Genomic DNA, 26,469 nt, shown 5'->3' with positions numbered 1-26,469 from the left:
ACATACCGCACAACCTTTCGGTCCGCAATCAAGATCTACAGCACAGGTATCTCTCCTCCACCTCCAATAATAGCTCTTAAGCTTTCTCTGTTTAATTTTTTTGAATTTTTCATGGTAGTTTAATTTTAAAATTAAGTTTTAATTTTTTTCATTGGATTGTATAAGCAGCAATACTTACAGCATTGGTGCATAACAGGTTCCTCCCGGTTTCAGCCAGCATCCCCATTTTCCCCCTCCTCGGAAACATACAAATTGTTCACCACCACAGGCTTCAATCTGGATATCGGTAAATCCTCCAGTGATGTTTTTCTTTTCTTCGCGTGATAATTTCTTAATTGTTTTCATATTGTAATAATTTTAGTATTCTGTAATAAAAAACAACAAACTTTTTGTCATTAAAAATTAATAAGGACCAAAGCATTCAAAACTTACCAGTACTCTTCCCTTACAACATTCTGGTAAGGCATGATAATCAGCACATGACCTTGGTTCACCTGGTCCGTAAGGTCCGACAGGACGGTTCGCATTACAAGGGCCTATTCCACCGTTGACAGATTTTAAATCATTTCGAATGATTTTCTTTAAATTTTTCATATTTATTTTTTTGATTAGATTTCAGGATAGATACATAATGAACTTACGAATACACAGGATTTGCAGCGTCCCGGTAATGCATCATATTCTTCACAGGAATGTGTAAAGTCAGGGCCTGGGCCGTATCCTCCACCCGTAGGACATCCGTCACATCTGAATGTCGCTCCACTGATTTGCCCTAAACCTTTCCGAGAAATTTTCTTTAAATTTTCCATGGTTATGTCGTTATTAGTTAATCTTATAAATGTAACATTTTTAATCAATTACAACAAATATATCTCTAAAAAAGGAAATATATTTTATTATGTTAAAAACTTGGCTGTTTCAAAATAATTTGTACATTTGTTCTGTTACAATGAATTTGTTAAGAAACATATCTGATATTTCTGACCTGAGATTACCTATTTCAGGCATATCTTCCGTTTCTACATTCACAACTACAACAACTACCCCATAACGGGGTAAATTTTCACATATTATTTCCGGCACCGTACTCTTTTTTTAAAGAGTAACCATTTCTTTTTACCCAACTTCAAAAAAATAATTGATGAAAGTTTTAAAATTCGGCGGAACATCAGTCGCCCATTCTCAGAATATTCTACTGGTAGAAAAAATCATAAAAGATGAATCTTTAAAAAACAAAATAGTTGTTATTGTATCAGCACTTCATGGCGTTACCGATCAACTGATCAGGGCAGCAGAATATGCTTCTGTGAAAGATGAAAACTATGTTCAGATTATTCAGAATCTGGAAGAAAAACATATCAGTCTGGTCAAAGATCTTTTTCCAATCACAGAACAAAGTTCATGGCTAAGCTTTGTAAAAAAGCATTTCAATGACATTGAAGATCTTTGCAACGGAATTGCCGTTCTTGGTGAGCTGACAAACAGAATAAAAGATAGAATAGCTTCTTATGGAGAGCTTCTGTCTTCAAAAATTATTGCAGCAAGACTTCAGCATAAAGAATTAGACTCTGTGTGGATGAATTCCGCAGAACTGATCAGAACAGACAGCAATTTCACCAATGCAAAAGTAAATTTCGACGCTACCGAAAAAAATATTATTCATTTTCTGAATGAAAATCAGAACCGTATTATTATAGGTCCGGGGTTTGTAGCTCATGATGAAAAGAACAACCCAACAACATTAGGAAGAGGCGGTTCGGATTATACTGCTTCTATTATTGCTGCTTCCGCTCATGCAGAAGAACTACAGATCTGGACCGATGTAAGCGGAATGATGACTGCTGACCCTCGTCTTGCTTCCAATGCTAAACCTATTTCAGAAATATCTTATCATGAAGCCATGGAACTTTCTCATTTTGGGGCAAAAGTACTTTATCCACCTTCCATTCAGCCTGTAATGATAAAAAATATAGACCTGATCATCAAGAATACTTTTGATCCTGAATCACCGGGAACTTTAATTTCTCATCAACAGAAATCTTCAGACAATGAAAAACAGATTGCAGTAGGTATTTCAAATATGAATAATATTGCTCTGCTTACATTGGAAGGAAGCGGTATGGTAGGAATTCCGGGTATTTCTGCAAAACTTTTCCAGTGTTTAAGTAACGAAAAAATAAATGTAATCCTTATTACACAAGGATCATCAGAACATTCTATCACCATAGCTATTGAAGAAAAAGAAGCTTTACGGGCTGAACACGCGATCAATTTTTCTTTCGAAGATGATATCAATCTTAAAAGGGTTTATGCCGTAAAAATTGAAACAGGACTTTCCATTGTAGCACTTGTAGGAGAAAGCATGAAAAGCAGAAGCGGTGTAAGTGCAAAAATGTTCGGATGCCTGGGAAATAACGGAATCAATATAAGAGCGATCGCACAGGGTTCTTCGGAAAGAAATATCAGTATTGTTATTTCAGAAAAGGACAGTAAGAAAGCTGTGAATGTACTTCATGAAGAATTTTTTGAGTCTGAAATAAAACAGATCCACATCTATATCTGTGGAACAGGAAATGTAGGCTCAAAACTGATTCAGCAGATTTATGACCAAAACGAATATTTAAAGGAAAACTTTTTGATCAACTTGAGAATTGCAGGGATTTCCAATAGCCGTTATATGCTGTTTTCAGATCAGGGAATATCAAAGGAAAATTACCTTAACTGGAATCAACAGGGAGAAAAAGCCTCTGCCAATGAATTTGCCAATGAAATTATCCACAGAAACCTTAGAAATTCCGTTTTTGTTGATATAACTGCAAGCCCTGACGTTCCTGAAGTGTATGAAAGCCTATTGAAAAGAAGTGTGAATATCGTTGCATGTAATAAAATTGCGGCTTCTTCAGATTTTAAAAAGTATAAAACCTTAAAAAATACAGCGAGAAACCACAGCTGTAATTTCTATTTTGAAACCAATGTAGGAGCTGGGCTTCCTGTGATAGGTACGATTAACGACCTCATCAAAAGCGGAGATAAAATCCAATCCATCCAGGCCGTTCTGAGTGGAACATTGAATTTTGTCTTTAATGAATATGATGGTAGCAGAACATTCTCTGAAGTAGTAGCTCAGGCTAAGAAAGAAGGATATACAGAACCGGATCCAAGACTCGATTTGTCGGGAACTGATGTAGCAAGAAAAATTTTAATTCTGGCAAGAGAAGCCGGATATCCCCTTCAGTTTGACGAAATTGAAAACATAGGTTTTCTGCCTGAAGAATGCATGCAGGGAAGCGTTGACAGTTTTTACGAAAAACTCTCAGTGTATGAAAATCACTTTAAAAACTTATTTAACGAAGCTAAAAACGAAGGCAAAATATTAAAATACGTTGCAAAGTTTGAAGAGGGAAAAGCAAAAGTAGGTTTACAGCATATCGCTCCGGACAGTGATCTGTTTCATCTTTATGGCAAAGACAATATTGTCATTTTTAAAACCCTTAGATATTCCGAGCAGCCTTTGGTCGTAAAAGGAGCCGGTGCCGGAGCTGATGTAACGGCAAGCGGAGTTTTTGCAGATATTATTCGTTCTATTTAAAATACAATTATGAAAAAAGTAAAACTAAAAGTCCCGGCTACTGTTGCCAATCTGGTTTGCGGATTTGATATTCTGGGAATGGCTGTCCATGATCCATATGATGAGATGGAATTCAGATTATTGGAAACTCCTGAAATCATTATAAAACATACCGATTCTTTTGGACTTCCCGAAGAACCTTCCAGTAATGTTGCGGGTATTGTCCTTTTAAAAATTCAGGAATATTTTAATCTGAAGAATGGTTTTGAGGTGATTATCCGTAAACATATAAAACCTGGAAGCGGGCTCGGCTCCAGTGCGGCAAGTGCCGCCGGAGCCGCCTTTGGAGCCAATGCATTATTAGGAAACAAATTGTCACAAGAAGAGATGATTCATTTTGCCATGTTTGGAGAAGAACTGGCTTCAGGAGTACGTCATGCAGATAATATTGCTCCGTGTATCTATGGGGGAATTACCCTGGTAAAATCTACCAATCCCATTGATATCATTCCGCTGAACAGTCCAGATTTATTTGTAACGGCAGTACATCCGCAGGTGGAAGTCAAAACTTCAGATGCAAGGCAGATATTAAAGAAAAATATCAGTTTAAAAAGCGCTGTAGAACAATGGGGAAATATAGCTGGTCTTGTAGCAGGAATTCAGAAAAATGATTTTCCATTGATTGGCAGGAGTCTTCACGATGTCATTATAGAACCAATCCGTAGTATTCTGATTCCGAAATTTGACGAAATTAAAGTCAAAAGCTTGCAATTGGGAGCTCTGGGAGGAGGAATTTCCGGATCAGGACCTTCTATTTTTATGCTGTCTGAACAAAAAGAAACGGCAGAAAAAATTGCTCAGATGATGAAATCAGTATATGATGAGATTGAAATAGAAAATCTTATATATGTTTCAAAAATAAATCCAACAGGCATTCAAATCGTTGAAGAAGTTTAACCTAAAAAACAGAAATGAAATATTATAACTTAAAAGATACTCTGGAAAAAATTAACTTCAGAGAAGCAACAATAAAAGGTCAGGGAAAAGAAAAAGGATTGTTTTTCCCTGAAAGTATTCCTCAGTTTGACGACGGATTTATTCAAAATCTTCATCAGTATTCTAATGAAGAAATTGCTTATCAATGCATGAAAGATTTTGTGGGAGATGAAATTCCTTCAGAAGTCCTGAAAGAAATTGTGGCAGAAACGGTCAGTTTTGAAATTCCTCTGGTAAAGATCAATGAGCAGATCTCTATTTTGGAATTGTTTCATGGTCCCACTCTTGCCTTTAAAGATATCGGTGCGAGATTTATGAGTCGTTGTCTGTCTTATTTTCTGAAAGATCAGCAGAAAAAAATTACTGTTCTTGTGGCAACTTCCGGAGATACAGGAGGTGCTGTTGCCCGTGGGTTTTATAAGATTCCACAAATCAATGTGGTCATACTGTACCCTAAAAACAGAGTAAGCCCGGTTCAGGAGAAACAATTGACAGCACTAGGAGAAAATATTTCAGCATTGGAAGTCAATGGCAGTTTCGATGACTGTCAGAATCTTGTCAAGCAGGCTTTTTCTGATGAAGAAATTAATAATCAGTTATTTCTGACCTCAGCCAATTCTATTAACGTTGCGAGATGGCTTCCTCAGCAGATTTATTATTTAATAGCTTTAAAACAATGGATCCAACATCATAAAGAAGAACCGGTAATCTGTGTTCCGAGTGGAAATTTCGGAAATATCTGCGCCGGGCTTCTTGCTCATTTCAGAGGTCTTCCTGCCAGTCATTTTATTGCAGCCTGTAATGCTAACCAGGTAATTCCTGATTATTTTAAAACTCAGAACTACCAGCCACAAAAAGCAGTTGCTACTTTATCTAATGCCATGGATGTGGGAGATCCGAGCAATTTTGTAAGGATTTTAGAGCTTTTCGGACATCGGTTTGATGCTTTAAAAAATAAAATATCTGCATATTCCATTGATGATGATAAAACAATGAATATCATCACAGAAGTGTATAAGAAATACGCCTATATTCTGGAGCCTCACAGTGCCGTAGCATTTGCTGCTATGGAACAGTATCTGCAAAAAAATACTGGTCAAAAAGGATACATCCTTGGTACCGCCCATCCGGTAAAATTCCCTGATGCTGTAGAAAAAGCGATCCATACCCAGATTGATATTCCGGATTCATTGAACGAGCTGATGAAAAAGGAGAAAAAAACTGTAGAAATAAATTCAGATTTTGAAGAATTAAGACGATTTTTGCTTCATAAAATATGAGGCAATGAGCAAAATATATCTTGAAGATGTACGAATATATGCGTACCATGGCGTACTTCCTGAGGAAAACATTATCGGAACGTATTATATTCTGAATGTAGAACTTCATACTGATCTGTGGAAAGCAGTAGCATCTGACGATTTGCATGATACCATAAGCTATGCGGATATCAATGATATTCTTCACAAAGAAATGAAAATAAAATCCAGATTGCTGGAACATGTAGCCGGAAGAATAATCTCAACCATCCACAACAGCTTTCCACAGGTTGATTATATTAAATTAAAAATTACCAAAACAGCTCCCCCTATGCAGGGAGAAATGACAGGTGCCAGCATTGAGCTGGAAAAAAGCTTTAAACCGGAAAATTAAAATTCTTATTTTCGTTCATTAAAAAAACATACAAATTGAAATTCGTTAAAATATTATTTTTAGTAGGAGGTATCAGCGTTTTTGGTCAGGCCGGCGTTGATAATCAGTTGGCAGCTTATAATTTTCCAAAGATAAAGTCCAGTATTACGATGCCTGTGACAATTCCTCTTTCGGAACTGAGCAATATGATCAATGCTTCTGTGAAAGAGCTTGTTTACCAGGATGACTCTTATACTGACAATAACAATGATCAGTTTAAAGTAAAAGTATGGAAAACCAGGCCTATTCGTCTTGTTGGCGGAACCAGTCAGAATTTACTGATTGAAGTTCCTTTAAAAATATGGGCAGAAAAAGGAATCGGAACTTTGGGAGTATACACATATCAGAATACAACTTTTGAAACGGTAATGTCATTCAATACAACCGTCACTTTTAAGAATAACTGGACCATTACTACCAATACACAGCCCAATGGCTTCAGGTGGGTAACCAAACCCGTTCTTGATTACGGAAGAATACAGATTCCCATTACCTCTATTGTTGAAAAAAGCTTAAAAGAACAGCAGGAAAAATTCTGTAAGACGATAGATCAGCAAATGGCTACACAGCTGAATTTTCAGCAATATGCCTTAATGGCCTGGAATACATTTCTGCAGCCTTTCAATATCTCCGAAGAATACAATACATGGCTGAAGGTAAGCCCGGTGGGAGTCAATATTACTCCTTTGAAATTTTATGGTAACCAGATCAATGCTACGCTTGGTGTTGATATTTATTCCGAAACTTTTACAGGAAATAAACCTGCAGCTTCTTCACCGGTAACCAGTGTTGCCAATTTTAACTCCACTCCTACTGTTGCGGATAAGTTTATTTTACAGACTACAGCCAATATCCCTTTTACAGAGGCAAGCAGTATGGCAAGAAAAACATTCCTGAATAAGGAATTTGATATTCGTGACTCTAAAGTGAAAGTTACTGATATCAGGGTATATGGAGTTGATAACAGAGTGGTTATCGAAGCTCAGACCGACGGCTATATAAAAGGTACGGCCATTATTTCCGGAATTCCTGTGTATGATGATACAAAAAGAAAAATTGTTTTATCAGAGACCAAATTTAAACTGAAAACTACCAATATCCTTCAGAAAACAGCTTCTCTCCTTTTCCAGGGAAAAATTGTAAAAATGATTGAAGATGAATATGGTATTCCAACCCAGGAGCTGGAAGAAGCATCAAGAAAGAGTATTGAAGAAGCTTTTAATAAAGAATACTATAAAGGTTTAAAGATGAGCGGGAAAGTTTTCAATCTGAAACCTAGTAAAATTCTACTCAACAATACCGGAATTACAGCTGTGATTGACACGAATGCCTCATTAAAATTATTCGTTAACGGATTTTAAAACTAACCTAAAAAACTAATAACCAACTATGAAAAGAATTCTAAATGTTGTTGAATATAATAAAGCCTCGTCATGGATCAGGCTTGCTAATAATTTTCTCGATCTTATAATACTATATGCTATTAATTATCTACTCTCCATTGTATCTAATTTTCTTTATGAAGTAACTTCAATTGAGTTTTTCTACTTCTATAGTAATGGAAATATATTATGGCAGCTCTTTATTGGAAATTTCAATTATTGTCTTTATTACTTTTTGATGGAAAACTATTTAGATGGGAGAACCATTGCAAAGTATATTACAGGAACCAAAGTAATCAGTACAGATGGTACAAAACCAACTACCCAGCAAATTATTTACAGAAGTCTTTCCAGAATTGTCCCTTTTGATGGGTTATCATTTCTTGGTGTAAACGGATGGCATGACAGCTGGAGTTATACGAGAGTTATTAACGTTAAAAATTATCAGGCTGAAATTCAAGCAAAAAGCGAAATCGAGGCTCTTGGAAAGAAAGAAATTGCTTAAAAACTTTTGTTCATAAAGAAATTTTACTATATTTGCACACCTCAAAAATGGTAAAAATGGTACTTTGGCCGAGCGGCTAGGCAGTGGTCTGCAACACCATCTACAGCGGTTCGAATCCGCTAGGTACCTCAGAAAAAACCTCTAAATAACTTAGAGGTTTTTTTGTTTTTATACCTTTAATCTTTTCAAATATTCCATTCTTTTATCATCAAAATTACTTTATCAACATCCGTAACTTATTCTTCACTTCATTCGCTCTTACCTTTTTGAATGAATATCTTTTTATTGCATTAGACTTTTCCTTTTAACAATAGAAAATAAGCTCTTTCAGATCAAAGAAGAGTTTGATAAATAATGTAAAAAGATGATGGATAGAAAATTATCTTATTCAAAAATAGAGAGTTGATCAATTTACATTTATGAGCATCATCATATTAGAACAAAAAAATCCTCGGAAATTCCGAGGATAAAAACTAATAACCATGAAAACTCAAATTAAACATGAGTTACATTTCTATATTGAAAAATCGTGCCAAGAATGCCAGTTTTGAGAAAAAAAAGCATTTTACTCTGGTATTATTCATTTTGAAATTTTAGCATTTTAGACCGTTTTTACTGATGTTTTAAAAACCACTTCATAATTAATTATAATTAATTAAAATAAATCCAGCATGCCGGTAAAAACATTAAAAATAAAATAATTTACATTTTAATAAAATACAATTCATATTCAGGAAATAAAATTGTCAAATATTTAGTCAGAGATCAAAAAAAACCTAAATCAACACCAAATTGGCATAATTTATTCTTCATATAAATCAATCCAATAAAATTTAAATAGTCATGGCACAAATAATTTTTAGTAAAGAAGATTTTACGAAAAGTAATGAAAAAGAATATCAGTTGGAGTATAACGTAAATGAAATAGGCAAAGGTTCTGACCTCATTGTAGAAAGATTAACCGAAAAAGGAGACTATGAAATCATTCAGGCTCCCCTGCAAAAATCAAATGACAAAATATTCATCATTTGGGATATTCCTTTTGACGGTAGAATACTCTTTGATCTTTAAAACATTTTGAGATTATTATATGAAAAAAGCCCCCAAAAAATGGAGGCCTCAAAAAACACAAATGATGAAAAAAAATTTTATATCAGAGATAAAAATTATTTTATCTATTAATTCTTAACCAAAGGTATACCAGTCTTTTTTTTTATTTTATGAGTACAATCATAAAATTATTATTTCTTTTAAATAGTAAGCTATCCAGCCAGCACACAATATTTCTCAAAAAAAGACAATAAACGATACTGTTTTAATTCCTATTCTTCGGCTATTCTCAAATATTAGTAGTTAAGATATAATTCACACGCATAGATTTCAAAATATAATAAAAAATATCAGATATCTTATGATCATAGTAATATTCTTCACATATCTTATTTTATAATTTCGCATAATTAATTCAAAATAACGTGATAATTTTTTCTATACTTATAGCCAACTATAATAATGGAAAGTATTTCAAGGAATGCTATGATTCATTAATCAATCAAACCTATAGAAACTGGGAAGTGATTATTGTTGATGATGCCTCTACAGATGATTCAGTAGAAATTATACAGTCTCTTATCCAGGATGATTCCCGCTTCAAACTCTATCGTAATGCAACAAATAAAGGTTGTGGCTTTACAAAAGCTGCCTGTATGAAATATGCCCAGGGAGATTTGTGTGCCTACCTGGATCCTGATGATGCACTTTATCCGGAAGCATTGGAAAAAACAGCCCAGGAATTTGTTGATAGAGATGATCTTGCAGCTGTTTATTCCCAAATGATGCTATGTGATGAAAATCTCACTCCCGAAAGAGTATATGCCGGCACCAAGCAAATTTACAACAACCGCCATTTTTTCAACTGTCCCATTCAGTTTGCACATTTCTTTGCATTTAAAAAAGAAACTTACTCAAGAACAACAGGAATTAATCCTAATTTGAAAAATGCAGTAGATCAGGATCTGTATTTAAAAATACTCGAACAGGGAGAAGCTAAATTTATCAAAGAACCCTTATACTTGTACAGGCTTCATTCTGATGGAATTTCCCAGGACAAAGCAAAACAAAGCGCAAAAGAATCGTTTGCCAGAGTAATACATGATACAATGAAAAGACGGGGAATCAAAACCATCAATAACCAGACTGTTCCTGAGGTTTTCACCAGTTCACAGGAAATCTATAGCCTTATTGGGTATCAGACTAAAAAAATTCACCGATTAATCAGTAAAATAAAAGTCACCTTAGATAATATATAATACAAAAGACTCTTCGAAACGAAGAATCTTTTTGATAAAATATGGAATGAAAATATTCTTATACTCAAAGATACCATCTCCCTTCCAATTATTATATGAGCAGAATCATAAAGCTTTGATAAAACTTAATACATAGAAACGGCCTCCTGACGGAGGCCTAAAAAACACAAATGATGAAAAAAATCTATTTAGAAAAATCCAAACAGAATATCGTAGAATCGTTCAATACAACTATTACTATTACATTTCTTCAGAAAAATATAATACAACATAGAAATAGAGAATGAATACTTCTATAGGAACCTAACAGCATCCTGAAAATCGTATTAATAATATTTTACACAATTAAAGCAATTTATTAGTTTTTATTCAATATAAAATTGATAAAAACAAAATAAAAAAATGCAATTAATTATTTAAATGATTAAAAAACATTCATTTTCGAAAAGGGTAAATTTAGTTAAATAATTTCTTGCTCACAAGGTCTACTCCTCCCAAATGATCGGAATATACACTGTAATATATCCATCAGAATCTACCTGTGCGTCCGAAACCGTAGCAATTACCGTTCCATAACCTACCCAACCACCTTGTCCCTGCATAGCAGAAAAAGTATAAGTTCCTGCAGGAAGACCATTATAATATTGTGGCACAGACTGAAATCCACCACTGTAATAGGTATCATAAACTTCTCCGGTAACCATGTTTTCTGCAAGGAAACTTCCTACATCATAATTTCCGGAAAGAATTTTTGCCCCACTTTTTGAAAGAAGACCATAACGGATCTTATACGTCTGGGTCTTTGGTGTGGTATCCGCTATTTCCGAACAGTTTTTATTGTTCTCTGTTATTTCATTAGAGGAAAATGAGGTTGCAACAGCCAGCAGTCCGATACATGCTGATACTGTAAAAATTGATTTTTTCATATTAAAAAGTAATTTGGTTCTCAAAAGTAATCAACTTATATGAATTGAGTAAAAACAATCAATGAACTAAAATTTACAAATCCAAATTCCGGAACGGTCTGAAATACTAATGATAGATTTACTTAAAGAATCAATTTTCCTTTTCTGAAGAAATTTTTAACATAAAATAAAATTTCAATAGTAAACGCATAAAATCCCCATCAATAATACAAAAGTGAACAGTATTTAAAATTAATTCACTTTTCTCTGATCAATTTTAACACTCCTTAACTAAATTTTGGCTTCATAATTGAAAATACATTTGAATTAAAGTCATTTTGGCTTTACCTTATTAAAATTTGAATTATGAGAAAGATAGTATTAGCAGGTTTTTTATCCGTCTTTTTAATGACGGCCTGCAAGAAAGATGACAGCGTTGCTGAGAAATCACAGGAAGCACAGAAACTTGAATTTCAGGCCAGACAACTTGAAATAGAAAAACAAAAACTAGCTATTGAAAAAGAAAAGATGGTCTATGAAGCTCAGAAAAAAGCAGACAGCATATCTGAAACCAAAAAAGCAAGAGCTGCTGCTGAAAATAATTCAAGACCACAGGTAATCAGAGAAACAAGAACAATATATAGAGACAGAAACTCAAATTCCGGCTCATCAGGAAGTAACGGAAGTTATGCCAATAACGGAAGTGGAACTTCACAGGGAACTACCCAGAAAAAAGGATGGAGTAAAGCAGCCAAAGGAACCGTAATTGGTACTGTAGGTGGAGCTGCGGCAGGAGCACTCATCGCTAAGAAAAACAGAGGACTCGGAGCTGTAATTGGTGGTGTTGTAGGTGGTGCCACAGGTTATACCATCGGTAGATCGCAAGATAGAAAAGACGGAAGGGTACAACCCCGTTAATAAATATTTTCACAATAAATATAAAGATTGCTTATTTTTAAGCAATCTTTTTTTATGCTATTGATTCTGTTTTCTTCAATTCTCATCATTCCTGTCTTAATGGGTTGGGGGAAAATCATGGAAAATATCTCAGGGGTTTTATTCCAGGGAATCTCAGGAAAAATCCTATCCGGAATCTTGGGAATAAGCCTGATATGGACACTTATTTCATTTTTTTTTCCTTTAAATATTTATATAGAAACAGTTTCAATACTTTTGGGATTATTCTTTTTCTTTAGAAACAGACTCTACAGGGAGTTTTATCAGTTTTCAAAAAAAGATTTCACATTAATGAGTGCTGCAACTCTTATTATCATACTCGCAGGCTCTTATTATCCTTATATACTAGATCATTTTGGCTATTACATCCCAACTCTTCAGTGGCTTACAGAATATGGGCTGGTAAAAGGAATTTCAAACGTTGATCTCACGCTGGGACAAATGTCTGTCTGGCATATTTTCCAGGCTGGATTTTCCAATTTCTCTGACCCGTTTTTAAGAATCAATGCTGTATTACTGATTATTTACACCCTTTATATCATCGAACGGAAAAACTGGATACACCTTTGCTTCCTGCCGGTCTTATTATTATTTGCACAATCTCCAAGCCCGGACCTTCCTGTTATTATTTTTTCACTGATTATCTTAAATGAACTCATAGCCGGAAACAGAAATACAACTCTTCTTTTTGCCTTTTCAGTTTTTGTTTTTGCTATAAAACCTACCATGATATGGCTGCCCCTATTAGTATTTTCAAGCTCTGTTTTTATTTTCAAAAACAATTTCAGACAATTACTTTTAGGAATTCTGATTCTTTTGCTGTTCTTTATTAAAAATATATGGACATTCGGTTTTCCTGTTTTTCCTGTAGCAATGGGTGATTTGGGTGTATCCTGGAAACCCAATCCGGAAGTACTAAAAATTTCGTCACAGTTTGCCATCATGAAGACCTATGATATGCAGTATACCTATGAAGAAATTCAAAAATTTTCAACAGCAGATCATATTAAAAACTGGGTTTCTCTGGAAGGAATCAAATCAAAGATTAATATTCTTTTTGTCCTGAGTTTAATTATTTTTTCTGTATTTGCCTGGATAAAAAAGAAAAAACTCATCACGCTGATCTGTATTTCTTTGTTGGTAAAAAGTATATTGATCCTTGCGTTTTCCGCTCAATACAGATTTTTTATCGATGTTTTTTTCGTGATGTTTTTTGTTCTGTTTCATGAATATTTTAATCAGAAGAAATCCATTATTGTTTTTTCAGTTTTAAGCTTATTTTTCATTTCAATGTTATCCTTTCCGGCATTTATTCAAAAATACATTCCGAGTTTCAGGGTAGGAAGCTTTATGACAGGATTTGAAAAAGAACAGATTTACAAGCCTTCAAGCTATGCATACCATCAGTTTAATACATTTAAAATCGGCAATTTTAAATTTAATGTTTCTCACAATTACCCTTACAGTTTTGACACTCCTCTTCCAGCCGTTACTCCGTTCTATATTTTTGATGATGTAAAAGCAGGTATTTTCCCCCAACTTTCAGACAAAAATGATCTCAAAAAAGGATTTATCTGGAAAAAAATGACCTCAGAAGAAAAAAAGGGAGCCCAAAAGGTTATCAATAATATCAAAAACACCGATAAATAGAACAAATCCAGAAACTTTATTATCTGAAGAAAAAAAGGTAATTTTGTACTATGTTCAACACATTAGGTAATCTTCTTAGTCTTACAACATTTGGAGAAAGTCACGGAGTGGCTTATGGCGGTATCATCAATAATTTTCCGGCAGGTTTAACGGTAGATCTCGATAAGGTTCAATACGAACTGAACCGAAGAAAACCTGGCCAGTCAGCAATTGTTACTCAAAGAAAAGAAAGTGACACAGTAAAGTTTCTTTCAGGAATCTTTGATGGAAAAACAACAGGTACCCCAATTGGTTTTATCATTGAAAACGAAAATCAGAAATCGAAAGATTATGATCACATCGCAGGGGCATATCGTCCAAGCCATGCTGATTTTACCTATGACCAGAAATTTGGTTTCAGAGACCATCGTGGTGGCGGAAAATCTTCTGCAAGGGAAACCATGAACTGGGTGGTTGCCGGAGCACTTGCCAAGCAGCTTTTACCAAACATTGAGATCAATGCTTACGTTTCTTCTGTAGGTGATATTTTCTGTGAAAAACCATATCAGGCTTTAGATTTTTCCCAAACAGAAAGCAATGATGTTCGTTGTCCTGATGCTGAAACGGCTGAAAAGATGATCTCAAGAATCAAAGAAATCAAAAAAGAAGGTAACACTATCGGAGGAACAATCACTTGTGTGATTAAAAATGTTCCCGTAGGAATTGGTGAACCTATATTTTCGAAACTTCAGGCTGAGCTTGCAAAAGCAATGCTGAACATCAATGCCTGCAAAGGTTTTGAGTATGGAAGCGGTTTCTGCGGTGCTAAGATGACAGGAAAAGAGCATAATGATGCCTTCAATACAGATTTTACTACAAAATCGAATCTTTCAGGAGGTATCCAGGGTGGAATTTCCAATGGAATGGACATCTATTTCCGTGTAGCATTCAAACCTGTGGCAACTATTCTGAGACCTCAGGACAGTATTGATAAAGAAGGAAATCCTGTGATCGTAGAAGGTAAGGGACGTCACGATCCTTGTGTGGTTCCAAGAGCGGTTCCTGTAGTGGAAAGTCTTGCTGCATTTGTGCTGGCAGACCTGTTTCTGATCAACAAAACAAGAAATATCAATAATTTTTAACATAAATATTTTTGGTAATGAAAAATTACTGGGATAAAGGAATTTCTTTTGAGGAATATCTTCAGATTGCAAAAGAAAGATTAGAGAATCCTGCCAACCAGCAGGAAGCTGACTATAAACAATATTATGAACTGGGTCTCCAGAGAATGGACCGAACGGTAAAGAAATACGTTCCGGATGAAGATCAGCTGAAAGAACTCGCTGCCAAAAATTTTGACGGAAAGATTTTAATCATTTCTGAAGCATGGTGCGGAGATGCAAGCGCAACTGTTCCTACTGTCTTTAGATTTTTTGAGGGGCATAATGAAGTAAGAGTATTCCTGAGAGATAGTGATAAGAGCCTAATTAATCAGTTTCTGACCAATGGCACGGAATCTATTCCTAAGGTACTTATCCTGGATAAAGACCTGAATGTAAAAAATTCATGGGGCCCTCGTCCTAAATACGGGTATGAACTGTTGATGAAATATAAAGCTGATCCTGAAGCATACTCAAAAGATATGTTCTACAATGATCTGCAGATATATTATGCTAAGAACAGAGGAAAAGATGCTGTTCAGGAAATTTTAGATCTTCTATAAAAAAGAGACATGAAAAAGAGTATCATTTATATTGTAATAATAGCTCTCATCGGTATTGTTGCATTTGTTCCGGGAATAAGAAATTTTCTAAAGGATACATTTTTCCCTGTTGCAACCATTGAAAACGCTGTACATATCAGTGAAGAAGATTACAACATAGAACTTAAAGGAATCAATGCACCAAGTACTAATCTTAAAAACTTTAAGGATAAAGGGATTTTTCTGAACTTCTGGGGAACCTGGTGCCCGCCATGCAGAAAAGAATGGCCTTCTATTCAGAAACTGTATGATACCAGAAAAGATCATGTAGATTTTGTATTGATTGCCATGAATGATAAGGAAGATGATATAAGAAAGTTTCTGAAAGAAAATAACTATACCGTTCCTGTATATATTGCTCAAAGCCCAATTTCTGAGAAAATTCTTCCCAAGGTATTCCCAACCACTTTCCTGCTGGATAAGCATGGAAGGATCCTTATCAAAGAAGATGCGACAAAAGATTGGGACACAGAGACTGTACATCAGTTCATTGACAATATTATCAAATAATATTTTAACTAAATTTTATAATTTATTGGTACAGGATTTGTGAAATTTATAGCATTGAAAAATTTATTAAATCCAAACACAAAATGAAATATTCAAAATTAAATCTTGCAAAAGAAGCCATCAATCATAAGGGCTTTATAAAAAAGATCCCTGATATTTTCAGAATGGTCAAAATGTGGAGAAAAGGAATGTATCCGATGAAATCCATAGACATTATTCTTCCTTTACTGGGAATTTTATATGTACTCTCTCCTATTGACCTGCTTCCTGAATTTGTTATACCGGTACTTGGAGTCATGGATGATCTGGCAGTATTATCGCTCACCATTCCTAAGCTCATCAAAGAGGTTGACAAATTTTTATTATGGGAAGCCGAACAAAAATACAGAGGCGCTCAATTGATTGATGCTGAAATCGTAAAATAATAGTTTATTATATTTTTCACACCATCCTGGTCTATTCGGGGTGGTTTTTTATTTACAAATGAACGATTAATTTTTAAGCTTTATTTCAATTCCTTAAATTTGCAATATCTAATAAAAAATAATGGAAAGTAAAAAAGAATTCTTCTTAGAGTGCTACAAACTAGGCATCATCAAATTTGGTAGGTTTACCCTAAAAAGTGGTATTGAAAGTCCTTTTTATGTAGACTTAAGACCTTTGGCTTCAGATCCTAAAATTTTAAAAAATCTTGCTAATTATTTGCTGGAAATGCTTCCGCTGGATAATTTTGATTTAATCTGTGGAGTTCCTTATGCTGCTCTTCCTATGGCGACTGCAATGTCTCTGGAAAGCTACATTCCATTAATTATTAAAAGAAAAGAAGCTAAAAGCTACGGTACGAAAAAACTGATTGAAGGAATTTATCAGAAAGGACAAAACTGTCTTTTGGTAGAAGATGTGATCACATCAGGAAAATCTTTGTTGGAAACCATTCCCGAAATAGAGCAGGAAGATCTTAAAGTTTCTGATATTGTAGTGGTATTGGACAGAGAGCAGGGAGGAAAACAGCTATTGGAAAGTAAAGGATACAGAGTACACACTCTTTTCAATATTTCTGAAGTATGTGATATTCTTCAGGAAACTGGTGAATTGTCAGATGAAGAAGTAAAAAGAATTCAGGATTTCCTTCAGGGGAACCATATTCAGTTTGAAGAGGAAACAAGATCTTCTTACGAGCAGAAGCTTCAGACTGCACAACATTCAGTTTCAAAAAAATTACTGGAAACGGCTTTAGCAAAAAAATCAAACCTTATTGCTTCTGCAGATGTTACTACAACTCAGGAGTTACTGGAACTTGCTGAAAAAGTAGGCCCTCACATCATTGCTTTAAAAACGCATATTGATATTATTTCTGATTTTGATTACGAAAAAACAATCACTCCTTTAAAAGCTATTGCTGCAAAACACCAGTTCTTACTGATGGAGGACAGAAAATTTGCCGATATTGGAAATACTCAGGAGCTTCAGTTCACAAGCGGTGTTTTCAAAATTACAAATTGGGCAGATTTCGTAACATCTCAGGTTATCGGAGGTTTTGAATCACTAGACTGCTTCAAAAATGTAGGAGTGGTAGCAATTGTCGGAATGTCTTCCAAAGGAGCATTGACAACCGCAAGCTATCGTGAAGAAGCTTTAAAAGTAGCTTTATCTCATCCTAATGTAATTGGTGGAGTATCTCAGAACAAAATCCCTGAAGACCTTTTATTATTCACTCCGGGAGTTAATCTTGCAGACTCCGGTGATGGTAAAGGACAGCAGTACAATACACCGGAACATGTTTTCAAAACGCTGCATACAGATTTTATCATTGTGGGAAGAGGAATCTACAAATCTGATAATCCTGAAGCATCTGCGATTACTTATAAGACAGAGGGTTGGAACGCGTATATTAATTCTTTGGAAAAAAAAGCAATTCAGGGTTAAAAATCCTATAAAGTATATACAAAATAAGTTATATTTGGGCTTTATCACGAATATTTGAAAAAGATCAGCATTTGCCTTATTTTGTTCTGGGGAGTCGCACAGGTTTCTGCACAGAAAGACAGTATATATATTGAAGCTAAACTGTCTCCTGACAAAAAGAACCTTGAGATCAGTCAGGAAATTGTTTATTACAATCATTCTGAAAAAGACCTGCAGACTATAAAACTCCTGAATTGGGTTTCCGCTTACAACAAACGCGGAACCTCTTTAGTCTACAGAAAACTGGAAGACAGAAATACTGATTTGCATTTTGCAAAAAGTGATCAATTAGGAAAACTTCTTGAACTGAATGTTAAGAATTCTGAAAATGAAGCCATTCCTGTCAATACAATCTCAGATGAAAATCTTTTTATTCCTCTGAAAAATGTATTAAAACCTGGCCAAAGCGTTACTCTACAGTTGCAATACCGGATGCAGCTTCCCGATAAAACCTTTACGGGATATGGAACATCCGCTCAGAATACTGTATTAAAATATTTCTTTATTGTTCCGGATCATTTTGATCCGGACAATATTTCCACAAGAAACTACCACGATATTGAAGAACCAGTAAGTTTCAATACTTTCTGGACCGTCAACTTTGATATTCCTGTAAATAATTTTGTGGAAGGTAATCTCCCACAGGTTCAGATGAACTCATTCAAAGGATATCTGGATTCAGACCCTGAGTTTTTGATTTCGCCCACGGAATATCCTTCAATAAAAACCAATGTTGACGGAGCTGAAACCGAAATTAAGTTTGGTTATAACCTGAAGCCGGAAGAAAAACAAAATCTGGAGTTCTTCCTTCCTTTACAATTAAAGTTCCTGAAAGAAAGAATCGGTATTCTTCCGAAAAGTATTTTTATTTCTGATAAATTCAGAGCTAAGGAAGACTTTTTCGGAAATAATGATATTAGTTTCTGGAAATTCAGATTTCAGTTATTTACCAATGCTGAAAAGACAGATCTGGATTATTTTGGAATCATTGCCAAGAAAGTTCTTGATGAAAACGTTATTGCTGATAAAGAAAAAGACCACTGGTTCAAAAACGGTTTAAAATCTTATCTGGAAATTCAGTATCTGAAAAAATTCTATGCTGACACGAAACTTTTAGGGACACTTCCTGAAACCAGAATATTTGGACTTAAACCATTAAAATTTTTCCATGCATCCAAAGTAAAACTTCTGGATCGTTACGGACTTTCCTATCAGTATATCATGCTGCAAAATCTTGATCAGAAGATTGATGAGCATTTCCCTGTTTTAAGCAATTTTAATGACATGGCTGTCAGCAGTTTTGAAACCGGAAGTCTTTTTAATTATTCAGCTGATAAAATGGGGTATGACAACTTCAATGATATTCTGAAAGATTATATTACTCAGAATACCGGAAAAAAAATTAATCCTGAAAATTTCCTGACTTCTATTTCTGAGAAAAATAAATCAGCAGCCTATCTTTCAAACTTTTTTAAACAGAAAAACAGAGTTGATTTCAAGTTAAAAAACATTAAAAAAGGCAACAATTCCTTAGAAATAAAAATTACAAAAAATACAGACATCTCCATTCCTGTAAAACTGGAAACCGAGACCAAAGAAGGAGAAAAAAAGGTGTACTGGATAGATACTGAAGAAAATGAACGTATTACCAATCTGTCACTTCCGGCTTCGGATAATATCTATAAAGTTACATTAAATAGCGGTTACACTTTCCCTGAATCGAATTACAGGGATAATTTTCTGTATGCAAAAGGAATATTTTCCAATACAAAAAAAATCAAACTTAAATTAATAAAAGACATTCCGAATCCGGAATACAACGAAATTTATATCACCCCAAGAGTACGTTTCAACAATACGTATGATAAATTTCTTTTGGGGATTAACTTAAAAAACCAATCTTTATTTGATCAGAAATTCCTGTATTCAGTTACACCAACCTACAGTACCGGAACAGGAAAACTGACAGGTTCGGGTGCTGTTTCCTACTCTATTCTGCCTGCCGAAAGTATTATCCGAAGCTTAACCTTTGGGGTTTCCGGTTCTTATTTTCATTACGATTATGGATTAGCCTACAGAAAGAGTTCAATAGCTTCCTCTATCAACTTCAGAAAAAATCCCAGAAGTACCGTTAGCAGAAGCATCGGAGTTTCTTATAATTATTTTGAAAGAGATCTGAGCCCTAAAATGATTGCCAATAATGACTACAGCAAATACAACGTCTGGACTGTTGGGTATGGCTATAGCGACAGCCAGATGATCCATGAAAAAAGTTTCAGTCTGAGCACGCAGGGAATGGAGGATTTCAATAAAATAACAGCTGAGGGCTTCTATAGATGGGAATTTGCCCCTAAACAAAAGCTAAGTCTACGTTTATTTGCAGGATATTTTTTAAGAAACAATACCCGAAACAATCTTTTCGACTATGGAATTTCAAGGGTTTCTAACTACTCTTTCTCTTATAATCTCTTGGGAGAAAGTGCCAGCAGCGGTCTCCTTTCACAGCAGTTTATATTAGCTGACGGTGGTTTTAAATCATTCCTGCCGGGAACGGTAAACCAATGGATTACTTCTGCCAACGTAGATTCAAGTATATGGAAAATTTTCCATGTGTATGCTGATGCCGGAGTTTATAAAAACAAAGATCTTCCTGCCAAATTCATATGGGACACCGGAGTTAAAGTAAGAATTATCCCGGATTTCCTGGAAGTTTATTTCCCGATACAGTCTTCTTTAGGATTTGAGCCTTCATTTAAAGATTATGGAAAGCGCATCCGATATACATTGATTCTTAATCTTGGTTCTATTATTAATGCCGCAAGAAGAGGCTGGTACTAAAAATATCGGAAAAAAGATAGTCTCAAAAGTCAAATAATCTGGCTTTGTCATTCCGACGAAGGAAGAATCTTATGAATAGCCAAGCTTATGAGATTCTTCACTACATTTCTGAGTTATGTTCGCAGGATTTCAGCCTGTGTTCAGAATGACATTTAACAAAGAAGCTGTTTTTATTAAAATTAATCTTTTATAATTTTCTGTGAGATCGGAATATTATTAATTGTTCCGGTAACAATATAAGTTCCTTTTGGAAGCTCAGCAATATCAAGAGTTGAGGCTAATTTAGTAGGTGATTTCTTCACAATCTGCCTGAAGGTATCATAGATTTTCACATCTTTTACTTCAGTTCCGAAGACAATTTTACTGTCCTTTATAAAAGGGTTCTGTACAAAACCGGATTTCACGCTGCCTTCCAGAGAAAAATCGGCCCTATTATCATTACTATCTACTAATGTTCTTTTTATAGCTGTGGTTGTAGTTGGAGAAGGAGCTGGCCCATCTCCTTTAAACTGATCTGCATTTGATCCGTAGCCTACAAAATCCAGGACATTAGATGCAGAAGGTCCGGTCACCTGCACTATATTTCCGGCTAAAGCAACTTTTCCTGATACACTGGAAATTCTTAATCCTGAAGATTTATTGGGGGTTCCGTCAAAACGGGTAATAGTAGTTGCAATAAAATCCGGTGTCGGTAAATTCTCAACACCACCATCAATGGCTGCTTCCTGAATCAGAAAGGTTTCTTCAGGACCCAGAGTAAAATCCGGAAGTGTATGATATTCGGTAAAAGCCCCTATTGCCGGAGCATATTGTATACTTGCCCCAGTCAAAGAAACCAGGTTCGTTCCGACGTTTTTGAGCACAATATAATTATTTTTCAATACGGCACCTGAATTGGCATTACCGCCATAAATCTCATTGATTACAATCTGAGCATTCGAAAAGGCAGCTAATGATACAAGCCCGACAAGAGTAAAGATTTTTTTCATCGTAATAATTTTTAGAAATGGATTTGTAATAAAAACATCAAAAATAATACCACCAAATTAAGAAATAAACAAGATACAAAAATCTAAAAAACAGTAAATAATCATATAAAAAAAACAGCCGTTTCAATGAAACGGCTGTTTGTATTTTTATTTCAAGAGATTAGTCTTTAAGAACTTTTTGAGAAACCGGCTGGTTGTTTACTGTACCTGTTACGATATAGTTTCCTTTTGCCAGTTCAGCAATATTTACCGTTCCGTTTTGTTTCACAGAACCTTCTTTTACAAGCTGTCCGAACATGTTGAAAACTTTTACATTTTTTACATCAGATCCGAAAACAATCTCATTGTTTTTAACAAAAGAATTCTTTACAAAGCTCCCTGATTTTGCATTTTTAGCATCAATAACAGCTAAAGAAGCAGTAGATGAAGTAACAATTAAAGAAATATCATCTATTCTCCAGTTGGCAGTACCAAGAGATGGAGTTCCTGTACCAGGACTGTCACTTCCATAGATTCTTAAGGTAACAGGAGCTGATTCTGCACCTACTAAATTAGCACCTGCAAAAGTGATATTATTCAATGTCCATGTACTATTATTGTTAACATTTACAGTACCTATCGCCGTTGTATAGTTATCAATGCTGGAATATACTGTAATCTTTCCAGGTCCTGTAGATGTTCCTCTCGATCCTAAATTTAAAGAATTTAAAGTTACTTTATTACCTGCAACAGGAGTAACAGTTACACTAAAATAAGTACTTGCAGCAGTGGTAAGAGCTTCTTTAAAAGCAGCAGCACCAAAATTACTGGATCCGCTTGCTCCTGTATAGCCAGAAGACACAGATGAAGTGGTAATTAAATTAGTCGTACCATTATTATTTCCCTGAGTTGCTGCAAATGCTACACTTGAAATATTAGCATTTGTACCAGAAATAGGATTTACAGAACTTCCATCCCAAAGGTAAGTTGTTTGTGCAAAAGCAACTGCACTTATCATCACTGTTGCAAAAAGAGAATAAAGTTTTTTCATGATTTAAATTTTTCGTTGTTAATAATTTTCTTTCCATACAAAACTACATTCTAATTTTTTTTGGGGGACAATAAAGAGGTTAAGTTTTTGTTAATTATAGTTGACCCCTTAATGTTAACATTTTTTAATTATTTTTACGAATTATTTTTAAAAGTTGCGGAATTTCATCATTCTATTCGTTTTATTCTTCTTAGGCATATTTTCAGGAAATGCTCAGGTATTTTCATGGAAAAATCCCAACGTTCCTGAAGACAGCATTAAAAGGGATAGTATTCTTGCCGCACGGCTTGAGCAGGATATCTTTGCCAAAGACACTCTGGATTTCATAAGAACACACAATAAGATCATTATCGATGAGGCTGTACTGGCAAAAAATGATAAAAAAAGATTTTTAGGAGAGCTTAATTCAAAGGGATCTATTATCCGTGGAATTACTTTTGGTAACAACCAGGGACAATCTGTACAAAGTTCTATGGATCTCCAGATTTCAGGACGATTGTCAAAGGATGTTACGATTTTAGCCAGTATTTCAGATCATAACCTTCCTATTCAAGCTGATGGTTATACCCAGACTTTGGAGGAATTTGACAAAATTTATATGCAGCTTAATATCAAGGAAAAGTCTATTCTCAGAGCCGGACACCTTGATCTTGTAGAGGCTAAAAATTATTTCGCGAAATACCAGAGAAGAAGTATGGGACTTCAGTTTCAGACAGAATTTGGAAAGGAAAACAAAACATTGATCGATATTTCTGCCGGTGTTGCACGAAGTGAATTCCATAGAATCCGTTTTCAAGGGGTTGAAGGTAACCAGGGACCTTACCGTCTGACCGGTAAGAATGGTGAGCAGTTTATTACCCTAATCTCAGGCTCTGAGCAGGTTTTCATTGACGGTATCTTAATGAAACGAGGAGAAAATCAGGATTATATCATCAATTACAATACAGGTGAGGTTACTTTTACCAGTTTCCGTCCTATTTTCCAACAGAATTTCATTACGATTTCTTATAACTACGCCAACAGAAATTATTCAAGATATTTATTTACCGGAAAACTTGAGCATCAGAGAGAAAAATTCAAAGTGGGCCTAAACTGGTTCATGGAAAATGACAACAAAAATGCACCTCTTTCTTTAAATCTTTCTAAAGAAGATGAACAGATCCTTGCTGAAGCAGGTAATGACCCCAACCTGATGTATGCACCATCAGGAGTTGTTACCGAATATGATGTCAATAAAATTTTATACAAATTAAACACTGCCGGGAATTTCTACGAATTTTCTACTGATCCTAACTTAACACTTTATCAGGTTTCTTTCACTTATTTCGGAGTTAATCTGGGAGATTATAAAATAGCACAGACCACTAATAACGGGCGTGTTTTTGAATATGTAGGGCCTAATGCCGGAGATTACAGAGCGGTAAGAAAACTTCCTTCTCCTCAGAAATCACAGGTATATTCCCTGAATTCTGAGTATTTATTAAATGAAGGAAAAATAGGGGCCAACATCTCCCTGAGTAATTATGATGTCAATTTGTTTTCATCAAAGGATTCTGATCAGAATATGGGCTATGCGTGGCGTATTTTCGGGAATAAAAGCTTTACGAAGAACACTTGGAAGGGAACTCCAAGTTTTGAATATCAGTATATAGACAGACAGTTTCATATTCTTGACCGTATCAATGATGTGGAATTCTCCAGAGATTTCAACCTTACACAGGAATTTAACAAGAAGACCCAAAACAGGTTTATTTTCAGCTTCCTGAACAAATGGAATAATAAATCTACCTTAAACTACCGTGTCAATTATTTGAATGAACAGGACTCTTACAAAGGGCTTAAAAATGACCTGGATTTCGGATGGATTACAGGGAAACTCTTTACCAAAGGGAATTTATCTTATCTGAGTACCAATGCCACTCTTCAGGATACTAAATTTATCCGTGGAGGAATTTCAACTGAATTTACCGGTAAAAAAGGAAGCTGGGCGATCGGTGGAAGCATGGAACACAATGAGAAAAAATACAATGACACTCAACTTATGGATGTCACAAGTTTCAGCTGGAAAGAAATCTTTTTGCAAAAGAAGATTGGTGACAGTACGAGAACCAAGCTATTGGCAAAAGTATACATGAGAGATAATGACTCTGTACGTGACAACAGACTTCAGAATATGAATAATATTTTAGGGTTCATGGCCGAAAGTCAGATCATCAAAACGGAAAAAACTACACTAAATGCTTTAATTCACTACAGAAAATTTTTCTACTCAGGTGCAGAAGGTGATGTTACCCGAAATAATGACTTTGTAGTAGGAAATATTCTATACAATCAACAGCTTTTCAGAAACGGAATGCGCCTTCAGGCTTTCTACGAACTTGGAAACGGGCAGGAAGCGCAGAGAGAATTCCAGTACATTAAAGTAACGGATGGACAAGGTGTGTATAAATGGACAGATTATAACGGAGACGGCATACAGCAGCTTGATGAATTTGAAATTGCCGAATATTCCGATCTTGCCCAATATATTCGTGTGTATACCAATTCCGTAAGGTATATTCCTTCCAATAAAAATAAATTACAGTTGGCATTATTTGTCAACCCGGCCATCGTTTTCAACTCAGAAAACGGATTTTTAAAGCGTTGGAATTTCAATATTTCATTGAATTCCCAAAACTCATTCTATAAAAAGGATAAAGTTCTTGTGCTGAATCCTTTTGAAAAAAACAGCGATCAGATCCTTAAAAATCAAAATATATTGGCTTCCGTACAATTCAATCCTACCGACAAATCAGGCTGGAACGGTAACTACAGATTCATCACAAATGATAATCTTATCAATGCCAATTTTAGTAATGAAGAGCGTGAGCAAACCTCTCATTTTCTGAATATCGGATACTGGTTCAATAAAGAATTCAGAGTAGATTGGGAAAATTCTGTTCATGACATCCAAAACTCCTCACAATTGTTTGCAACAAGGGATTACCGTCTCAATAATTTTGAAACAAAACCTAAGGCCACCTATAAGTTTACAGACGCTATACAGGCTGAACTGTCTTCCGCTTTCCGTCAAAAACAAAGGCTGGATGGTGAAGAACTTCTTAAAGCTTTTGACGTGACAGGAACCATCCAATGGGAGCGCAGAAAAACATCCATCCGCGGAAACTTCTCATTCATCAGTAACAATTTTACCGGAAACAATTTCAGCATTGTAGGAAACCAGATGCTGGATGGTCTGAAGCCAGGAAAAAACCAGGTATGGAGTGTATTTATTCAGCAGGCGATCAACTCATTTATCCAGCTGAATCTTAATTACGAAGGAAGAAACTCCGGTGACAGGACCATTCATATTGGAAGTATGCAGGTAAAGGCAAGTTTCTAAGCTGAACATTTCCTTTTTTACCATAAAAAAAATCCCCAATAGTGATATTG

24 protein-coding genes and 1 tRNA gene are annotated in these 26,469 nt (G+C 35.1%); 18 read left to right on the top strand and 7 right to left on the bottom strand.

The window, feature by feature from the left end:
• Nucleotides 1-35: 35 nt before the first annotated feature.
• From ACPF63_RS01370 to ACPF63_RS01355, 4 genes are all read right to left on the bottom strand, one after another.
• Nucleotides 36-113 carry a bacteriocin-like protein gene (locus tag ACPF63_RS01370; RefSeq protein WP_426483193.1) on the bottom strand — a complete coding sequence of 26 codons (78 nt, stop codon included), beginning with the start codon at nt 111-113 and terminating at the stop codon, nt 36-38.
• A gap of 61 nt (nt 114-174) precedes the next feature.
• Nucleotides 175-345: a bacteriocin-like protein gene (locus ACPF63_RS01365; RefSeq protein ID WP_426481738.1), complete on the bottom strand. Its 171-nt coding sequence runs from the start codon at nt 343-345 to the stop codon at nt 175-177.
• Between the two features lie 57 nt (nt 346-402).
• Complete coding sequence (locus ACPF63_RS01360; RefSeq protein ID WP_426481737.1) at nt 403-594, bottom strand: bacteriocin-like protein; 192 nt, start codon at nt 592-594, stop codon at nt 403-405.
• A gap of 14 nt (nt 595-608) precedes the next feature.
• Entirely contained in the window at nt 609-809 is a 201-nt protein-coding gene (locus tag ACPF63_RS01355; RefSeq protein WP_426481736.1) for a bacteriocin-like protein, read from the bottom strand.
• Nucleotides 810-1,141: 332 nt separating this feature from the next.
• On the opposite strand from ACPF63_RS01355, the gene thrA reads away from it, so the two are divergent.
• The 9 genes from thrA (at nt 1,142) to ACPF63_RS01310 (ending at nt 10,452) form a co-directional block, all read left to right on the top strand.
• On the top strand, nt 1,142-3,589 hold the full coding sequence (thrA, locus tag ACPF63_RS01350) for a bifunctional aspartate kinase/homoserine dehydrogenase I (RefSeq protein WP_426481735.1): 2,448 nt from the start codon (nt 1,142-1,144) through the stop codon (nt 3,587-3,589).
• A 9-nt stretch (nt 3,590-3,598) separates the two neighbouring features.
• Nucleotides 3,599-4,525 (top strand): homoserine kinase, encoded by a 927-nt coding sequence (locus ACPF63_RS01345; protein ID WP_426481734.1) that lies wholly within the window; start codon nt 3,599-3,601, stop codon nt 4,523-4,525.
• Between the two features lie 14 nt (nt 4,526-4,539).
• Complete coding sequence (thrC, locus tag ACPF63_RS01340; RefSeq protein ID WP_426481733.1) at nt 4,540-5,844, top strand: threonine synthase; 1,305 nt, start codon at nt 4,540-4,542, stop codon at nt 5,842-5,844.
• A gap of 4 nt (nt 5,845-5,848) precedes the next feature.
• On the top strand, nt 5,849-6,217 hold the full coding sequence (gene folB, locus ACPF63_RS01335; protein ID WP_426481732.1) for a dihydroneopterin aldolase: 369 nt from the start codon (nt 5,849-5,851) through the stop codon (nt 6,215-6,217).
• A gap of 35 nt (nt 6,218-6,252) precedes the next feature.
• Complete coding sequence (locus ACPF63_RS01330) at nt 6,253-7,617, top strand: DUF4403 family protein (RefSeq protein ID WP_426481731.1); 1,365 nt, start codon at nt 6,253-6,255, stop codon at nt 7,615-7,617.
• Nucleotides 7,618-7,645: 28 nt separating this feature from the next.
• A complete protein-coding gene (locus tag ACPF63_RS01325; protein ID WP_426481730.1) occupies nt 7,646-8,143 on the top strand; it encodes an RDD family protein in 498 nt (165 codons plus the stop codon).
• Between the two features lie 58 nt (nt 8,144-8,201).
• A tRNA-Cys gene (locus tag ACPF63_RS01320) sits at nt 8,202-8,272 on the top strand.
• 714 nt (nt 8,273-8,986) lie between these two features.
• A complete protein-coding gene (locus ACPF63_RS01315) occupies nt 8,987-9,214 on the top strand; it encodes a glutathione synthase (protein ID WP_426481729.1) in 228 nt (75 codons plus the stop codon).
• A 404-nt stretch (nt 9,215-9,618) separates the two neighbouring features.
• Nucleotides 9,619-10,452: a glycosyltransferase family 2 protein gene (locus ACPF63_RS01310; protein ID WP_077419033.1), complete on the top strand. Its 834-nt coding sequence runs from the start codon at nt 9,619-9,621 to the stop codon at nt 10,450-10,452.
• A gap of 485 nt (nt 10,453-10,937) precedes the next feature.
• On the opposite strand, the gene ACPF63_RS01305 is transcribed toward ACPF63_RS01310, so the two are convergent.
• Nucleotides 10,938-11,378 carry a hypothetical protein gene (locus tag ACPF63_RS01305; RefSeq protein ID WP_077419032.1) on the bottom strand — a complete coding sequence of 147 codons (441 nt, stop codon included), beginning with the start codon at nt 11,376-11,378 and terminating at the stop codon, nt 10,938-10,940.
• Between the two features lie 345 nt (nt 11,379-11,723).
• On the opposite strand from ACPF63_RS01305, the gene ACPF63_RS01300 reads away from it, so the two are divergent.
• The 8 genes from ACPF63_RS01300 (at nt 11,724) to ACPF63_RS01265 (ending at nt 21,018) form a co-directional block, all read left to right on the top strand.
• Nucleotides 11,724-12,275 (top strand): YMGG-like glycine zipper-containing protein, encoded by a 552-nt coding sequence (locus ACPF63_RS01300; protein WP_426481728.1) that lies wholly within the window; start codon nt 11,724-11,726, stop codon nt 12,273-12,275.
• A gap of 117 nt (nt 12,276-12,392) precedes the next feature.
• A complete protein-coding gene (locus tag ACPF63_RS01295) occupies nt 12,393-13,964 on the top strand; it encodes an LIC_10190 family membrane protein (protein ID WP_426481727.1) in 1,572 nt (523 codons plus the stop codon).
• A 50-nt stretch (nt 13,965-14,014) separates the two neighbouring features.
• Nucleotides 14,015-15,085, top strand: coding sequence for a chorismate synthase (aroC, locus tag ACPF63_RS01290; protein WP_077419029.1), 1,071 nt, complete (start codon nt 14,015-14,017; stop codon nt 15,083-15,085).
• Between the two features lie 17 nt (nt 15,086-15,102).
• The gene (locus ACPF63_RS01285) at nt 15,103-15,666 is read left to right on the top strand and encodes a thioredoxin family protein (RefSeq protein WP_426481726.1); all 564 of its coding nucleotides are present in this window, start codon (nt 15,103-15,105) and stop codon (nt 15,664-15,666) included.
• Nucleotides 15,667-15,675: 9 nt separating this feature from the next.
• Nucleotides 15,676-16,215, top strand: a complete 540-nt coding sequence (locus ACPF63_RS01280) for a TlpA family protein disulfide reductase (RefSeq protein WP_077419027.1) — start codon at nt 15,676-15,678, stop codon at nt 16,213-16,215.
• Nucleotides 16,216-16,298: 83 nt separating this feature from the next.
• A complete protein-coding gene (locus ACPF63_RS01275) occupies nt 16,299-16,640 on the top strand; it encodes a YkvA family protein (protein ID WP_077419026.1) in 342 nt (113 codons plus the stop codon).
• Nucleotides 16,641-16,761: 121 nt separating this feature from the next.
• Entirely contained in the window at nt 16,762-18,141 is a 1,380-nt protein-coding gene (gene pyrF / locus ACPF63_RS01270; protein WP_077419025.1) for an orotidine-5'-phosphate decarboxylase, read from the top strand.
• A gap of 54 nt (nt 18,142-18,195) precedes the next feature.
• Entirely contained in the window at nt 18,196-21,018 is a 2,823-nt protein-coding gene (locus ACPF63_RS01265) for an aminopeptidase (protein ID WP_426481725.1), read from the top strand.
• 179 nt (nt 21,019-21,197) lie between these two features.
• On the opposite strand, the gene ACPF63_RS01260 is transcribed toward ACPF63_RS01265, so the two are convergent.
• Entirely contained in the window at nt 21,198-22,007 is an 810-nt protein-coding gene (locus ACPF63_RS01260; RefSeq protein ID WP_426481724.1) for a T9SS type A sorting domain-containing protein, read from the bottom strand.
• Between the two features lie 160 nt (nt 22,008-22,167).
• On the bottom strand, nt 22,168-23,037 hold the full coding sequence (locus ACPF63_RS01255; protein WP_426481723.1) for a T9SS type A sorting domain-containing protein: 870 nt from the start codon (nt 23,035-23,037) through the stop codon (nt 22,168-22,170).
• 154 nt (nt 23,038-23,191) lie between these two features.
• Here ACPF63_RS01255 and ACPF63_RS01250 point away from each other — a divergent pair, with 154 nt between their 5' ends.
• Nucleotides 23,192-26,419, top strand: coding sequence for a hypothetical protein (locus ACPF63_RS01250; RefSeq protein WP_426481722.1), 3,228 nt, complete (start codon nt 23,192-23,194; stop codon nt 26,417-26,419).
• Nucleotides 26,420-26,469 lie beyond the last annotated feature (50 nt).

The sequence above is a fragment of the Chryseobacterium sp. R2ACT005 genome, assembly GCF_049949215.1.
Lineage (GTDB): Bacteria > Bacteroidota > Bacteroidia > Flavobacteriales > Weeksellaceae > Chryseobacterium.
Note: the sequence above shows the minus strand (reverse complement) of the source record. Positions and strands in the feature narration are given on the sequence as shown.